Source organism: Winogradskyella ursingii (assembly GCF_013403975.1).
GTDB classification, from domain to species: domain Bacteria; phylum Bacteroidota; class Bacteroidia; order Flavobacteriales; family Flavobacteriaceae; genus Winogradskyella; species Winogradskyella ursingii.
In genome coordinates this window covers 304,676-322,024 of sequence record NZ_JABFDH010000004.1, presented here as the reverse complement: position 1 = coordinate 322,024, position 17,349 = coordinate 304,676, and the positions used below count along the sequence as shown (strand labels likewise).

13 protein-coding genes are annotated in these 17,349 nt (G+C 33.1%); 9 read left to right on the top strand and 4 right to left on the bottom strand.

The genetic code is table 11. The features are described 5' to 3' along the window. Positions 1–9: 9 nt before the first annotated feature. Both mnmD and HM983_RS11795 read right to left on the bottom strand, forming a co-directional pair. Complete coding sequence (mnmD, locus tag HM983_RS11800) at positions 10–708, bottom strand: tRNA (5-methylaminomethyl-2-thiouridine)(34)-methyltransferase MnmD (RefSeq protein WP_179345640.1); 699 nt, start codon at positions 706–708, stop codon at positions 10–12. 3 nt (positions 709–711) lie between these two features. Continuing rightward, a complete protein-coding gene (locus HM983_RS11795) occupies positions 712–1,215 on the bottom strand; it encodes a DUF4920 domain-containing protein (RefSeq protein ID WP_179345639.1) in 504 nt (167 codons plus the stop codon). Positions 1,216–1,330: 115 nt separating this feature from the next. Here HM983_RS11795 and HM983_RS11790 point away from each other — a divergent pair, with 115 nt between their 5' ends. Then, positions 1,331–2,398 carry a branched-chain amino acid aminotransferase gene (locus HM983_RS11790; protein ID WP_179345638.1) on the top strand — a complete coding sequence of 356 codons (1,068 nt, stop codon included), beginning with the start codon at positions 1,331–1,333 and terminating at the stop codon, positions 2,396–2,398. Between the two features lie 61 nt (positions 2,399–2,459). On the opposite strand, the gene HM983_RS11785 is transcribed toward HM983_RS11790, so the two are convergent. Next, positions 2,460–2,846, bottom strand: a complete 387-nt coding sequence (locus HM983_RS11785; RefSeq protein WP_179345637.1) for a pyrophosphohydrolase domain-containing protein — start codon at positions 2,844–2,846, stop codon at positions 2,460–2,462. A gap of 484 nt (positions 2,847–3,330) precedes the next feature. Here HM983_RS11785 and HM983_RS11780 point away from each other — a divergent pair, with 484 nt between their 5' ends. From HM983_RS11780 to HM983_RS11750, 7 genes are all read left to right on the top strand, one after another. Then, positions 3,331–3,864, top strand: a complete 534-nt coding sequence (locus tag HM983_RS11780) for a hypothetical protein (protein ID WP_179345636.1) — start codon at positions 3,331–3,333, stop codon at positions 3,862–3,864. Continuing rightward, complete coding sequence (locus HM983_RS11775) at positions 3,861–5,696, top strand: sensor histidine kinase (protein ID WP_179345635.1); 1,836 nt, start codon at positions 3,861–3,863, stop codon at positions 5,694–5,696. The genes HM983_RS11780 and HM983_RS11775 overlap by 4 nt, the downstream gene beginning before the upstream one ends. Then, entirely contained in the window at positions 5,693–6,313 is a 621-nt protein-coding gene (locus tag HM983_RS11770) for a response regulator transcription factor (protein WP_179345634.1), read from the top strand. Before HM983_RS11775 ends, HM983_RS11770 begins: the two co-directional genes overlap by 4 nt. A gap of 19 nt (positions 6,314–6,332) precedes the next feature. Further along, entirely contained in the window at positions 6,333–7,160 is an 828-nt protein-coding gene (locus HM983_RS11765; protein WP_179345633.1) for a hypothetical protein, read from the top strand. Positions 7,161–7,261: 101 nt separating this feature from the next. After that, positions 7,262–9,271 carry a T9SS type A sorting domain-containing protein gene (locus tag HM983_RS11760; protein WP_179345632.1) on the top strand — a complete coding sequence of 670 codons (2,010 nt, stop codon included), beginning with the start codon at positions 7,262–7,264 and terminating at the stop codon, positions 9,269–9,271. Positions 9,272–9,407: 136 nt separating this feature from the next. After that, positions 9,408–13,475, top strand: coding sequence for a T9SS type A sorting domain-containing protein (locus HM983_RS11755; RefSeq protein WP_179345631.1), 4,068 nt, complete (start codon positions 9,408–9,410; stop codon positions 13,473–13,475). Between the two features lie 118 nt (positions 13,476–13,593). After that, complete coding sequence (locus tag HM983_RS11750; protein ID WP_179345630.1) at positions 13,594–14,001, top strand: response regulator transcription factor; 408 nt, start codon at positions 13,594–13,596, stop codon at positions 13,999–14,001. 180 nt (positions 14,002–14,181) lie between these two features. Here HM983_RS11750 and HM983_RS11745 read toward each other — a convergent pair whose 3' ends face one another. Continuing rightward, complete coding sequence (locus tag HM983_RS11745) at positions 14,182–16,209, bottom strand: dipeptidyl-peptidase 3 family protein (protein ID WP_179345629.1); 2,028 nt, start codon at positions 16,207–16,209, stop codon at positions 14,182–14,184. A 99-nt stretch (positions 16,210–16,308) separates the two neighbouring features. Between HM983_RS11745 and HM983_RS11740 the strand changes: the two genes are divergently transcribed. Then, entirely contained in the window at positions 16,309–17,328 is a 1,020-nt protein-coding gene (locus HM983_RS11740; protein ID WP_179345628.1) for an SRPBCC family protein, read from the top strand. Positions 17,329–17,349: the final 21 nt, after the last annotated feature.

Sequence of the window (17,349 nt, the reverse complement as noted above, 5' to 3'; positions counted from 1 at the left end):
TATCTATAACTATCTTTTACTTTTCTGAAGTTTCACCGATCTCAACATTTCCCTCTTACCGGGTGGACCAGGCAGCCGTTCAACTTCAAAACCAACAGCCTGCATGGCTCTTCTTACACTTCCTTTGGCTGAATAGGTTACCAACACTCCATTAATTTTTAGTGCTTTGAACATAATGCTAAAAATTTCTTCCGTCCAAAGTTCTGGTTGAACCCTGGCGCCAAAGGCATCGAAATAAATGAGGTTAAAACTATCTTCAGCATTGATATCCTTGAAGAATTTTTGTTGTTTTTCGAGTTGAAAATTAGGTGTAATTTGGTGTCTGGATTCCCAAGATACGTCGTGAAGTTGGTTGAATTCTTCCTTGTTATTTTTTGATATTAGCGGGACATAATTAAGCTGAATAATTTCGTCTTTTTCAACTGGATAAGCCTCTACCCCAACGTAATTGATGTTTATGTTTAAGTTTTTCGCTTCGATTAATGTTAGAAATGCATTTAGCCCAGTACCAAAGCCTATTTCTAAAATCGAAAATTCATTAGGATTTTGGGATTTCAAAATATTTTCAAAACAAAAAAGCAAACCATGTTTTATAAAAACATGGTTTGCTTCGTTTATTGCACCATGAATGGAATGGTATTGCTCATTCCACTCCTCTATCTGTATGGTTTTAGAACCATCTGATGTGGTGATTATTTTTCGTTTCAAAAATTACTCTTTTAGCAACACTCCGTCAGCTACAAAACCATAGGTTTTTTCTGGTGTATTAATGGCAGCAATTTCTTCTTCTGATTTTCCTGCGTCTTCAGCATAATGTTTTAAATCTTCAACAGAAGTCTCAGAAACAAAAGCTTTTCCATTAATAACTACTTCACCATCTGAATCCAAAGGCATAAAAAAGCCGTAATCTTTAAATGTAACTCTTACAGTTTCGTCAGTGCCCATATCTAATTTCATCCAGCAGCCTTTTTTAGAACAGACTTCCATAATTTTCCCTTTCATTTTAGCATTAATTGTGTCACCTACCTCCATGCCTTTGTAATGCTCAATCATTCGCTCGGCAGTTAGTGCATCTGCATCATTTATTTCCATCCCATAGGAGGCATATGCAATTTCCTGTTCTGATTCATTTACTTCATTATCAGAAATTTTGACTTCATTTTTACAAGCCACAAAAGCCAAACTAAGGATTGTTAAAAACAGTATTTTTTTCATTTTTTTTGAGTTTGATTTTATTTATTTTGAATTGCGAATTTAGGGAATTTAAGGGAATATTACCTTTTTTTAACGCTATTGATTACGTATTTTTGTGGCTTAATTTTAGATTATTATGACGACCAATACAGACAGACTTATCGTTGAAACTTCAAAAACATCAAAAATTGATCAAGTTGATTTTGGTAAATTGAATTTTGGTAGGGTTTTTACGGATCATATGTTTGTTTGTGATTATAAGGACGGAAAGTGGCAGACACCTACAATTAAGCCTTACGGACCAATGACAATAGAGCCCTCGGCACGAGTGTTTCATTACGGTCAAGCAGTTTTTGAAGGTATGAAAGCCTATAAAGACGATGATGGAAACATCTTTTTGTTTAGGCCTGAAGCAAATTTAGAAAGAATAAACAGGTCTGCCGCGCGATTGGCGATGCCAGAGTTCCCAAAGGACGATTTTTTTAAGGGTTTAGTCGCTTTATTGAAATTGGATAATAAGTGGATTAAGCCAGGTGTAGGCAACTCTCTATATATAAGACCTTTTGTTATTGCTACGGAGCCGGCGATTTCGGCATCACCTGCGCAAACTTATCGATTTATGATAATCTGTTCACCAGCACAATCTTATTACAATACACCTGTGCGCGTATTGTTTGCGGAAAAATATAGCAGAGCTTCAAATGGTGGTGTTGGTTTTGCAAAAGCAGCCGGAAACTATGCAGCTCAATTTTACCCTACGAGTTTGGCGCAGAAAGATGGATTTCAACAAATTATCTGGACAGATGCCAACACCCATAAATATTTGGAAGAGGCAGGAACAATGAACGTGTTTTTTAGAGTAAATGATAAATTAATCACTGCACCGACAAATGATAGAATTTTGGATGGTGTGACTCGAAAAAGTGTGATACAACTAGCAAAAGATTTGGGGATTGACTGTGAGGTGAGACAAGTGTCTGTAGAAGAAATAAAAAATGCTGCGAGAGATGGTAGCTTAAAAGAAATTTTTGGAGTTGGCACTGCGGCTGTAATTAGTCCGGTTTCTGCTTTTCAGCATGCTGAGGAATTGTTTGAAATTAGCGAAATTGAAGGTTCGTACGGTCAATTATTTAAACAAACCTTATTAAATATACAGCACAATTTAGCAGAAGACAAACACGGTTGGAGGTATGAGGTGCGCTAGATCCAATAAACAATTAAAGTATAGAAACTAGAATCCAAACTTTAAACTTTGGAAACAAAAATTAAGATTCTAAAACCTCTTTTATTTTGGGCTTAAAATATTTTGGCCCTTTTAAGACTTTACCATCTTCCCTATAAATTGGTTCTCCATTGTCACCCAATTTACTCATATTACTTTTTTGAATTTCCTCAAATACCTCTTCTATTTTATGTTGTAATCCATGCTCTATAATTGTTCCGCATAAGATATAGAGCATATCGCCTAATGCATCAGCCACCTCAACGAGATCATTATCATTAGCCGCTTCGAGGTATTCCTCATTCTCTTCGCGCATTAGTTTATATCGCAGCATATTTTTCTCAATCCCTAAATCGGCCTTTGGTGTTTCTCTGTGTCCAATTTTAAAAGCGGTATGAAATTCTTTTACCGCATTGATTTTATCTTGCATATCTTTTTATTTAAAACTTAAAACCTTGTTTTTTCGTAAATAAAATAATCAACCTGTTAAGATTGAGCTATTCAGCTTATAATTCGTTGCAATTGATTAAAACAATAACTAAGGTTTAATTATTTTTGTATAAAAATAAAGATATGTTCAGTAACGGTCAATTGATTTTTGGTTTATTATTTTTTATCGCTTTTGCTATTATCATTGGCTTCCAATACAAGAAAGACCTAAAGCTTCACAAGAGGTACTATAAAGGTACTGTATGGGTACTCATTGCCTTTATTGGATTTATAGCTATGATTGCTGCTGTTAAATTCATATTCATGTAGTTATCTGATTTTTAGGTATTTCGTCCGAAATTTCCTCATAATTAAATTTAAATATTCTAACTTAATTACATAATTATACCCACTATTGGGTATGTTCCTGTGTGAACGTATACCACATATTTGTACCTCTATAACTAACTAAACATTTCTAAAACATGAAAACTAAACTATTACAAATCAGTGCTGTTCTAATTTTTTTACTACTCCAAAATGGCTGTGGTGATTCTGAAAAGACTAATGCAAAAGAGTCGGACCCTTCTTGTGAACAGCAGTTAGAAGAATTGACATCCTTTTTGGACGAACCTTTTAATTTTGAAGAAAGAATGCCTTCGAAGTTCAATTTTTGTGAAACAACAGAAGCTGTTCTACCTGAAACTGATTATAATACAAAAACAGGAATTGCCCAATTTTCTATTCCAATCCCAAAGGGATCTAATCTTAGTTTTTTAGAACAAAAAGGAGACACCCTATACTATAATTGTAACGGTTACGGAAAAGTAAAATATGGAAGTGATAATTTATTTCAAGACAATAAAATAGCACTCAACCTTCCTCGAAAAACAGGTCACATTATCTGGGTAAGTGTCGTTTATAAAAATTTTGATGGAAGTACTTGTAACAATAATTTAATGTTTCAGGAAAAAAAGAAAAAATCTGAAGTTCAAGGACAACCATTCAGAGAGGATTGAAAAATACATTAACATTATTAATCATTATTTCTGTAGAGTTATTCTGCTTTGGCCAGAATGACTCTACTTATTATTATTTTGATAGGACTAGTCCTGTTGAAAACATATTAGAAAGAATTAAATCCGCCCAAAATCCTGTTTTAAAAGATTATTACAAATTGGTTTATCATAGTAAAAAACGTCATACAGATTCAATGCTATGGTATATTAACTCTATTGAAGCTAAGAAAAATTTACCAGAATACCTTGCTGCCAAATTTTTATACTTTAAAGCCTATCAAAAAAGAATTACCCAAAACGACGATTTAAGCTTCCAATATCATATTGAAGCATTAAATAAAGCAAGAAAACTTAATGATGAATCAACTGTTCTTTATGCTTTATCTGCACTTGCACAATCCTATAATTATGAAGATGACAGACCATATAGATTAGATTATCTAGACGAGCTCGAGAGAACAACCCAACTTTATAATAATTCTAAATTTAAAATTATATCTCCTTATTTACGTGGCAACTTTTATCTCCATAGAGAAAATGATACTATGGCCATTAAACATTTTAAGAATGTTTTAAACCAAAATTTCACAAAGCTAGATAGCTCATTTTATCTTAAAACACTTTCAAGCGTTGGTGTGATGTTCACTGAAGATTTAAAACAACCTGATTCGGGCCTAGTCTACTATAAAAAAATGCTCGATATCCTAGACCAAAACAAAACATTACAAAACACCAATAATTACTTTAATTGTTACCTTAATATTAGTACAGCATATAACTATAAAAACGATTTGGGATTGGCCTTATATTACACGTTGAAAGCAGATTCTATTCCCATTGCAGAAAATGTAGCCAGCAGAAAATCAATTGTTAGACAAAATTTAGCCGATATCTATGCCAAAAGGGGAAATTTCAAAAATGCTTATTTAAATTCGATTAAATACACAGAACTTACCGATAGTATCAATCGCAGAGAATTGGCTAAAGGTATTGCCAAATATGAAAACAAAGAATTAAAATCGCAAAATAAAGCAACTGAAGCGAGTAGAAAAAAAATACAAAACATCGCGTTAGGACTCGGAGGGAGCTTAGCTGTTGGCAGTATTTTTGCTTTATTGATATACAAAAACACCAAAAGAAAACAAAAATTAGCAGAGCAAGAAAAAGTACTTGAATCCCAAAAACTGGCTAATGCTCTAAAAGAGCAAGAACTTACCGCTATTGATGCCATGATAGAAGGACAAGAAAAGGAACGGCAGCGTATTGCCAACGACCTTCATGACGATCTTGGTGGACTCATGGCTACGGTAAAACTACATTTTAACGCACTTAAGGACCATAACTCACCTGATCTGTTTGACAAAACAAATAGGCTTATCGAGGAGGCTTATCAAAAAGTTAGGACAGTCGCACATGCCAAAAACTCAGGAGTTATTGCTAAACAAGGTCTTTTGAGGGCAGTACAGCAAATGGCAGACAAAGTCTCAACTTCCAATAAAATACAAATTGAAGTCATTGACCATGGACTCGATAACCGTCTCGAAAATAGCCTGGAGCTCACTTTATTTAGAATTACCCAAGAACTAATTACCAATATTATAAAACATGCTAATGCAACTGAAGCAACCATTCATCTAACTAATCATGAGCATAGCATAAATATCATGGTAGAAGACAATGGAAAAGGCTTTGATGCCAGTCAAATTACCAAAAAAAATAAAGGAATGGGTATTAGTAGTATAGATAAACGTGTAGAGCATTTGGAGGGAACAATGACCATTGAGTCCGAAAAAAACAAAGGAACCACTATAATAATTGATGTGCCATTATGATACGATTAGCCATAGCAGAAGACCATCAATCTCTTATAGACGGCATTAAACTGTTACTAGAATACGAAGAAGATATCGAAATCGTAGGTACTGCCAATGATGGAGAAAAGCTATTGGATTTAGTGCGACTTAAACAGCCCAATGTTGTCATCACTGATATAAGAATGCCCAAAATGGACGGCATAACTGCCACTCAGAATATCAAACAAGAATTTAAACACACCAAAGTCTTGGCTTTTACCATGTTTGACCAAACTGAAGCAATTAAGCAAATGCTCGATGCTGGTGCATCTGGCTATTTACTAAAAAATTCGCCATTAGAAGAAGTGTTAAAAGCCATAAGAGTTGTACATCAAGGAGAAATGTTTTACGATGCCAATATACAAGTTGATGATGATTCTAACGGTTATAAAAGGAAAAAGGGCTTACTCACCAAACGTCAAAATGAAATCCTTAGTCTAATAGCGCAAGGAAAAACCTCTCGTGAAATTGCGGACGAACTCTTTATTGGGATCCATACTGTAGATACACACCGAAAAAATATGATCCGTATTCTTGAGCTACAAGGCAAGGGAGAGCTGATGCGGTATGCTTTGGAGAAAAAATATAAATTTTAAAAGTTTAACTATAGACAACATGAATAAAATAATAATAGTCTTTGGATTCCTCTTATTGTTCAATTGTAAATCAACAAAATATTATACGTACAACAACAATAAAGATGTCGAGAAAATAAAGAGCGTATCAGATTATACCAAATTAGAAATTGACATGGTGGCCGTACCGTTCCAAAAATTAGAGATTAATTCTTCTCAAGAACTTATAATAGCCAATAGTCTGAGCACAGCATTAGTAAGTTTAGTTGGTAACATCCCAAAATATGTTACTCAATTTATTGAAACCGAAAAACAAAGATATACAGCAACATATAAAGCGAGAAATTCATTGAAAGAGAATATCGAGAGTAGAGAAAAACACTTTTATCTACCGCAAATAACCTTAACTAAATCTTTTGTGAAAGAAGGTAAAGATTTTGAAAACATACCAGCAACTTGCATAATTTTAAAACCACATTTAGTACAATCAAAATTTCTTGCTTTTACTATTGAAGATTTAGAAATTAACTACTCTAAAGCTAAATTAACCAAGGATTATCCTATCGTGAATATGCTTATTGAGATAAAGGCAACTACAATCGATAGCACAAATGCAAAAAAGGAACTAATTGCAAAACCAATGATAATAACACACAAGGTTGGTGATTATAAATGGTTTAAAAGAGATGATTATAAAACTTATTTTTCAGATACTTTTTCTACAGAAGGCATTATAGATTTTGAAGTAAAAATCACAGAAATAAACCCAAAAAAAGTTTCCTTAGAAAATTTAGAAAAAATATTAACTGATAATAAAGACGATCTAGCTAATCTGTTCAAAGCTATTTCTGATGCGATAAAAGATTAAAAACTAATTGATGATACATTCTTAAAATACCCAATAATGGGGATTTTATAGCATTTTTTGGTTTTGTAGGTTTACTGTGCTATTAATTTAAAACTATAATTATGAAACAGTTATTACTATTCCTATCTATTTGTTTGATCTCATTTACAAACTTAAGTGCTCAAATCACGGATTATGTTACAGGCGTAGGAAATACCGTTGGTATTGTGCAAAATGAAACTACTTTATTCATTGCCAGTGTCAGTGATTCCAAGATATATCAAGTTGACCTTACACAACCCAATCTGGTTGTAGAAGACTTTTTAAATGATGTTCCATTTCCATCAAAGATGATTCTTATTGGTGAGGAGCTCTATTTCACTTCCTTGTCAATTGGTGGAGTTGCTAAAGTTAATACCACGGCCTCCAATCCACAATACGAAATAGTAGTATCTGGGCTCAACCAACCCTACGGAATAGATTTAAAGGACAATTTTATTTATGTTAGTTTAAGATCTGAAGGGAGTATTGTAAAATTTGATTATACAGCGCCAAATCCAACAGTTGAGCCAGTCGTATCCGGACTGGGATCTTTTTTAAGCGATATTACTATACATAACGATTTTCTTTATATGGCAAGAGGTGAATCCAATTTAGTATCTAGAATAGATGTGACACAAAGCGATCTTTTTATTGAAGACATTGTTACAGCAAACGGAGTTTTAGAAGTCGAAGTACAAGACAATGTTTTGTATTATAGCAGCGATTACCTCACTAAATTAGATTTATTAGATAGCAATGCAATGCCTGAAACAATTCTTTCTGGAGTTTCTCTTATATGGGATTTAATAATTGAAAATGATTTTATTTTAGCTGCACAACAGACTGACCAAAAGGTTTCGAGGATAGAAACTGAATTTATCGACCCTAGTGATAGTCCAGACCTTAATGCGTTAACTGTTTTTTACAATAATACAAATGGTGATAACTGGAATAATAATACCAATTGGTTTGATTTTACGAAGCCCTTATCTTCTTGGCACGGTGTAGTAGTGAGTAATGAAAACAACAGAGTTGATGGTCTAAATTTATTTAACAACAATTTATCTGGAAATATTCCGGTAGAAATTGGTAATCTTACTGAGCTTAAAAACATCAATTTCCCCAATAACTTACTCAGCGGATCTTTACCGACGACTTTTGGCAATCTTAATCAATTAAAGGAGTTTAGAATTAATAATAATACCATCGTAGGTAGTATTCCTACTGAAATTTTCAATCTATCAAGTTTGGAAATATTTTCAATTGGCAATAATCTAATGTCGGGAAATTTACCCTCAGAGATTGGCAACCTTATTAATTTGACCTGGCTGGATATTTCCCTCAACAATTTCGAGGGTCTTCTGCCTTCAAGTTTAAACGCATTACAAAATTTAACTCAACTTAATATAGCTTCGAATAGATTTGAGGGCACAATTCCCTTTAATACTCCAATTGCAAATGTTTTTATAACTAATAACCTATTCGATTTCAGTGATATTGAGCCTTATTTTAGCGCAGGTAATTTTGCATTTTTACAATATTCACCTCAAAACACACCTGATGAAACCGAAACTGTTGAATCCGGTATAGGAGCAACAATAACGCTTAACGTCAATGACACCAATATCAATAGGAACGCAAATTACACAGTAATGAATAATGAGTACCAATGGTTTAAGGACAATGTAGAAATCACTAATGCCAATGGATCGAATTACACAATCACCAATGCACAAGAAAGCGATAGTGGAGAATATCATTGCGAAATAACCAATAGCACGCTCCCTGATTTAATTATTGTACGAGCACCGATAACGGTTTCGGTTGATGCTAGTTTAAGTCTAGAAGATGAAAATCAAACAGAGTTTTCAATGTATCCCAACCCAGCAAAAAACTGGCTTAATATTAATGTAAAAAACTTTGAGAACGCTGAGATTAATATTTATGATATTAAAGGACGATTGATTCAATCACGGCAACTTAACAATAATTTGACCGCTCTAAATATTGAAGGATTACAAAGCGGAATTTATATTCTAAAATTAGAACAAAATAACATCGTAAACTCAAAACGATTCATTAAGGAATAATATCGGAAAAATTTAGGCTGACCTGCTATTAATCTAAATTAACCTTGTTCAGGTATTCAAAATCCCCATTACTGGGGATTTTTTTATGCTTAATCAATCTGTAGGTTTACAGTGCTATTAATTTAAACCATTTGTGATGAAACGACTTTTAATTCTCACTTCTTTATTACTTCTAAATTCAAATTTTCTTATTTCACAGATCTGTAATGATCCTAATGAAACATTTAACATTAATTCATCACTAGAACAACGACTTGTTAATTCTGGAATTGACTCAAATGGCATGACAGGGGACATTTTATGTAGTGATGCAATTCAAGTTTCTAGCCTAAATCTTTCTAATCCGATAGGAACTTTGGATACTGATAAAATAACATCAATGGATGGAATAGAAGCTTTTATAAATCTTGAAATCTTAAATATTGATAACAATCGAATTGGGAGTACATTTTTTGTAGATGACCTTCAGAATTTACGTATATTAAGAATGAATGACAATTTAGTTTCTGAAATCCCATTACTTGTATTTCACAGTTCCTTAGAAGAACTATACGTAAACAATAATGCAATTCTAGATTTAACTTATAATGATAATCTTAAGATACTAGAATGTAGTAATAACCTAATAACTGACCTGAATATTAGGAATTTAGAGCGTTTAGACTGTAGCAATAACCAGATCAATTCTCTAGCAATCTTAATTAATTCTTATAATTTAGAATATTTAAATTGTGCTAATAATCTTATTTCGGTCTTAGAATTATCTGAGTTTCCATTGCAATATTTAGATTGTAGCAATAATTTATTACAAAATTTAGATGCATCTAATAATATTTATTCTTTTTTTAATTTTAATGGAAATAATGCTACTTTAGAATTCATAGACATAAGCAATACCAATATTGGTTCATTTTTACATAATAGTGGAATATTGCAAAGTTTTAAAGCAAATAATTGTAATTTTTTATCTAGAATAGACTTAAGAAATAATTTTCTCGGTACAAATACATTTGAAATTAATGGCTCTTTAAGTATTGAAGAATTACTTATCGCGAACAATCATTTAGACTCAATCGGCCTTACAAATTTAGCTCTATTAAGAGATCTAAACGTTCAGAATAATAATCTAACTTCTTTAAACGTAAGTAATAATCCGTTACTAACAGATATTATATGTGATGGTAATCAAATTTCTAATCTTGATTTTTCTCTAAATCCATTATTGTCGAACTTGCGTATTTCTACAAATGACAATAATATTAATCCTGATCCATATTTGGAGAGTTTAGATATATCAAATACTCAATTGACTCGTTTAAAACATAATAATTTGGATGGGAACCCTATCCGTTTCATTAATTTATTAAATTTTAAGGCTCAAAATTGTAATGCTATAACTGAACTACTAATACAATCTCAAAATTTTAGCACTATAGATATTCAAAATTGCCAAGTTTTAGAGCGATTAGTTTTGGGTTCCAACTTTGAAGAAAGTTTTTCCAATGTTGGAAACGATTTAATCATATCAAATACTCCTTCTTTAAAATTTTTAACTTGTCCATCTCTAGGTTTAACTAATTTGAATTTAGCAGTCCTACCAAATCTTGAATATTTAGATTGTCGCAGTAATATTTTAAGCGAAATTGATGCATCGAGCAATACTCAATTAAGTTTTATTTTATTTTTAAATGAATTTTTGCAAGTCTTAAATGTTTCTAACACAAAAATTGTTGATTTGAAAGCTGGTGGTAATCAGAATTTACACACAATAAATGCCTCGAATTGCACTCAGTTAGACCGAGTTTTTATGTGGAACGCTAATCTAGAAACATTGAATGTCGAAAATTCTACCTCACTTAAAGTAATCACTACCTTAAATAATTCAATTTCAAATTTAAATATTAATAATACCGATGCACTTGAAGAATTAATAATGGATAATAATAGTCTGGTTAATTTAGATTTATCAGCAAATTCGAATTTGAAGAAACTTAGTATTACGGATAATAATTTAGAAAGTTTAAATATTAAAAATGGGAATTTTTCCAATTTAACTGTATTGAGAACAATTAATAATCCAGACTTAACTTGTATCGAAGTTGATGATGCGACAGAGGCTTATGAGCATCTTTACAACTCTTCTGACACAATTTGGAATATTGGCTCCACTTCCTTTAGCTCAGCGTGCGGTAGTTCAACTGGTCATCCAAATTATGATGCCTTAGTAGATTTTTACAACGCAACAGGTGGTGATTTTTGGGTCAATAATACAAATTGGCTCGATCCCAATCAACCAGTATCAACATGGTTTGGAATTACAGAAGGAGCTGGACGTGTAACACAACTCAATCTCCCATTTAATAATTTAACTGGTACAATTCCAGAATCTATTGAAAATTTATCCCTTCTTTTTAACTTAACGTTACGGGGAAATAATATTTCGGGCACATTACCATCTAACTTAGGAAATACTAACAATCTATCATTCATAGACTTAAGTGACAATAATATTGAAGGTGTAATACCTAGTAGCATTCTTAATTTAACCAGTTTACAATGGTTACAGTTATCGAATAACAATTTAAATGGAACGATTCCAGATTTAACAACAATTCCATTTAGTATATTAAGCTTATTAAAAATTGATAACAATAAATTTGTATTCTCAGATTTTGAAAATCAATTCAATACATACGTTAATAATTTGGGCACTGGCTTTGTTTATTCTCCGCAAAAATTTATTGATGAAGAAGATGGAGTTGCAGCAAACTTAGGTGATACCATAACATTAGTGCCGTTACAAGATTTAGGCACACAGCTTACGATAGACTGGTATACAGGTGACACATTCGATTATATTGGTTCTGGTAACTCTATTGATATCCCTATTGATACTGTAGATGATTACGGTCAATATCTATACTATGTTACAAGTGGTATTGTGTCTGAACTTGGTTTACAAAGTCAACCAATCACAATAGGCGAACCACCGAGCCAACATCCAGACTATGATGCCTTAATCGCACTTTATGATTCACTTGATGGTCCAAATTGGGACAACCCATGGAACATTACAAAACCAATTGAATTTTGGGATACGTCATATGGTCTTCAGTTTGATGACGTTACCAATAGAGTTACATCGATTGAGTACGTTAACGCAGGGCTCTCAGGTGTATTACCACCAGAGATAGGAGAATTAACAGAATTAGAAAATCTTTTTTTACAGAATAACGATTTACAAGGACAAATCCCATTTGAAATTTGGAACCTAACCAATTTAAAATCGCTGCTCCTAGGTACTAATCCTCTTGAATTAGCCAACGGTATTCCAACTAACATAAGTAATATGCAAAATTTAGAATGGCTGAATTTAGCGGGTATACCTCTAACTCTGCCATTACAACCTGAAATTTTTAATTTACCCAATTTAATAAGACTTCGCGTTCAAGGTTGTGGTTTAACTGGTACATTACCACCAGAATTTGCATTAATCGATGACATATATGCCGATAGTAATAATTTTGAAGGTTCCATCCCTGATGAAATTTTAAATGTTAATGGGAATTATAGACTTAATATTACGAATAACCTATTTAATTTTAATGACTTAGAACCTTTAGCACAATCTAATGGCTATCAGATTTTAAATTATTCCCCTCAGCGCACTATGGACATCGAAGAGACCATAGAATCTGGTGTAGGTGCAAACATCACACTAAATGTCAATGATACCAACTTAAATAAAGTTGGTAATGATACCGCAATGAACAATCAGTACCAATGGTTTAAGGATAATGTAGAAATATCTGGTGCAAACGCATCAAACTTTACCATTACCAATGCTCAAGAAAGTGATAGTGGTACATATCATTGTGAAATTACAAATAACACTTTGCCAGATCTAACCATTGTGCGTGCGCCCATCACACTTGTTGTAGATGAGAATTTGAGCGTTGAAAACCGAGAATTTGACGATTTATTAATTTATCCAAATCCAGTAGGGAATTGGTTAAATATAAAAATATCCTCACTTTCAGAATTTAAGATATCTGTTTTTGACCTTAATGGACGCTTAACCCTTTCTCAAATTTTAAATACTTCACTAAGTAGTATAAATGTAGAACACCTTCAATCAGGAATTTATATCTTAAGAGCAGAGAACGAAGAATCTATAACTACTAAACGTTTCATAAAACAATAAAAACATTAACTAAAATTGGCTGGGTAGCTATTAATCTAGGGGAAATTTACTTCTGGCCATTTAAAAATCCCCATTATTGGGGATTTTTTTCACGCTTCATTTAAGCTAATTTTAATCTATGGTCATCAATCGAAAAACTGCTAAAAACGAATTACTTAAACTCATTTCCCAATTAGAAAATAGTAAGCAGCTATTAAGCTACGAAGATTTTATTACCATTTTAGAAGCATCCAAATCACTGTACAGTAATCATGATCTTATAAATCTTTTAGTGTTATTATCAAAATTGCTTTATAATGGTAATATTGAAAAAAAAGAAACACTAACCAATCGAGAGAAACATGTACTCATACTTATTGGAAATGGTATGCAAAACAAGGCAATCGCTAGTAAACTTGGGCTCAGTAAACATACCATAGAAACCCACAGAAAGAACATTCGAAAAAAATTGAATTTAAACAATAGAGACAATCTTCATGTTTGTGCTTTGATCTATAGTTTACAAAACCAAGAACCAGTTTTGTGAGAAATTTTAAAATTTTCGATATAATTAAAACTACTTGTTATGATTATTCTAGCTATACTAATGTTGATAAATTTTCTGCTTTTAAAATTCAGTATTAACAAAAAGTAGCTTAGTCTATTATTCATAAAAAAAGCAGTCATAATCAATGACTGCCTTTTTTAAATCTAAATTTTTGAAAGATTAATTTACCGATGGTAAAAAGCTGTATTTTTTGCTATACTCTAACATTTGCTCTGGGAAACCTTGCGGTTGTTCAATCTTAAATGCCGTTATATTGCCCTCTGCATCTTTAGCAGGCACAATAACGGGATTTACGAATCCGCTGTATGGTGCAGAGGTAAACTGTTTGTTACGCTCCAGCACTTCTTCGTGCATTTTCTGGTCCACTTTTACTCCGTATCCTTCAACTAAATCCTCTACCGCTTGATAGTCACCTTCTGACTTTATTCGTTGTGTTTCTCGCAACAACTCTCCAAAAATCTCACGTAGTTTTTCATAATCATTAATATTGAAATATGTTTTACCGTCTCTCGTCACCTTTTCGATCACATTATCATCCATTCCTCTTTCATAAGCCCAGGCACTTACCCATTGACGATTTCGCATGTGTGCCTCTTCTACATCATCACCTAGATTTAAGCGTATCAATTGGGTCATCAATCCATTTCTTATGTACCCATCGTAAGCAGCCTTTCCTACTTTTTTCCAATCTTCTACCAAACCTAATTCCTGTAATTTTGGACTATACAGGTAATAAAGACCTACTAAATCAGCTCGTCCCTCTTCCAAAGTTGATGCATAATTTTTGAGAGTTTCCTTAGTTTCTCCAACACCTGGATTTAATTGTCCAGATGCATGGCCAATTACTTCGTGCAATGCAGTATGCAGTTTATCTGCCAATTGACCATATTCTTCTTCCAATGCCATTTCCTCATCATCATGTACAAATTCTTTTAATCGTCCAGTACTGCCTGCATTATTATAGGCATTAATAATGTTTCCTAAGGAAACTGACTTACTTCCAACTTCTTTTCTAATCCAGTTTGAGTTAGGAAGGTTTACTCCTATTGGCGTACTTGGGGAAGCATCACCTGCTTCACCTGCAACACTAACTACCTTGTAAGTTACTCCGACAACGCTGTCTTTTTTGTTTTCTTCCAATAACGGCGAATTATCCTCGAACCACTGAGCATTTTCAGAAAGTACCGCCATTTTTTTTGACATATCAAAGTCGTTAATCTGTACGATACTTTCGTAAGAACCTGTATAACCCAATGGATCGTTGTAAACTTCAATAAAACTATTGATATAGTCTACATTGCCTGCGGTTGCTCTGGTCCAAGCTACATTATAATCGTCCCACGTCTGTAAATCACCGGTTTTATAATAATCTATTAACAGACCTATTGCCTTTCCTTGTTGGTCATTTTCAGCAACAGTTTGGGCTTTTTCTAGCCATTTAACAATTTCATCTATTGCAGAACCATAAAGACCACCAGACTTATATACTAATTCCTTAACCTTTCCATTTTCCTTTACAAGTTTCGTGTTAATGCCATATGCTAAAGGTTTATCTGGATTTGGTGATCTTTTAGATCTATAGAATCTTTCGACGTCAGCATTGGTAACATCTGGGCCATAGAAGTTCACTGCAGAAAGCGCCACATTATCTACCCCTTTTGCCTGATTTACTTTCTTAGAATCTTTATCATTGAAAATAACGTCAAACGCTTCACCATCTAACTTGGTATCTGTTTCTACGAATAATTGGTTGAGGTAATCTTTGGTGAAACCGGGCTTCAATTTTTCGTTAGAATAGTGATGATGAATCCCATTACTGAACCAAACTCGTTTAAGATAAGTCACAAAAGATTTCCAATCTTCCGCATCCTTATCACCTCTATAATTGGTATACACATTTTCTAGTGCTCTTCTAATTTTTAAATTATGGCGATAGTTATGATCCCACATAATATCTCTACCTACCAACCCAGCTTCAGTTAAATAATAAACCAACTTTTGCTCTCTTAAAGTGAGATTATCCCATCCAGGGACTTGGTATCGTAATATTTTGATATCCGCAAATTGTTCTACATTATAATCAAAAGACGTTTCTGCAACCTCTACAGATTCCTCTTTATTATCATTTTTACAAGCCAAAATGAGCAGTGAAAGCAAGCAAATTTGAAGTATAGTTCTGATTTTCATTTGAGTAAATTTTATGTTCTACACAAATGTAACATTTATCTAACATATCATAAAATTGCTATCTTTGATGAACAACCAAACTAATGAACCAACTTAATTATGAAAGCCTTAAAATACATTCTCTTACTCTTACTTATATTAGTTATTGGATTTGCAATATATATAGCAGTGCAGCCCAATTCTTTTGAAGTAACGAGAACACGAACAATCAATGCGCCTCAACCTGTTGTTTATAGCAACGTCATCGATTTCAAAAACTGGGAATCTTGGTCTTCGTGGGTTGAAGAAAATCCTGAAACCGTAATAACATTACCTGAAAATACAGAAGGTGTGGGCGGATCTTATACTTGGGAAGATGATGACGGCGTTGGCAAGATGACAACTACAGCGGCCGATCCCTTTAACTTCATATCCCAGGAAATGCAATTTGGAGATTTTCCAAGTTCAGATGTGGAGTGGAATTTTGAATCAAAAGGAAATAATACTACTGAAGTTACATGGACGATTTCTGGTGATAATTTACCATTTCAATTCAAAATGTTCTCCGCCTTAATGGGAGGCATGGAAAAACAAATTGGTCCTCATTTTGAAAGAGGTTTGGTAATGCTAGATAGCGTAATACAAAAAGAAATGAAAGTTTATTCCATTAATGTTGAAGGTGTCACACAACACAGTGGTGGCTATTACTTATATAAAACCACATCTTGTAAAATGAGCGACTTTCAGCAAGTGATGCAACAGGAATTTCCAAAAGTTGGAGCCTACGCCATATCACATAACATTACATTTGCTGGTGCGCCATTTGTTCTTTACGAAAAATGGGATGAAGAAAATAACGCCGTAATTTTCTCTACTTGTATTCCTACAAATTCACGTATAATCTCTAACGATCCTGAAATTCTCACAGGACAATTAGAATCGTTTAAAGCCATAAAAACCATACTTATTGGAGACTACGACAATTTAAAAGAAGCCTGGGAAAAAACTATGACCTACGCTGAAAATAATGGGTTAAATATTGTTGAAGGTGGTGCACGGATAGAAATATATCCTACCGACCCTTCTCAAACACCAAATCCGGCTGACTGGAAAACTGAGATTTATATTGAAGTAGAATAAGTTGAAAGAACCAAGCTCGGA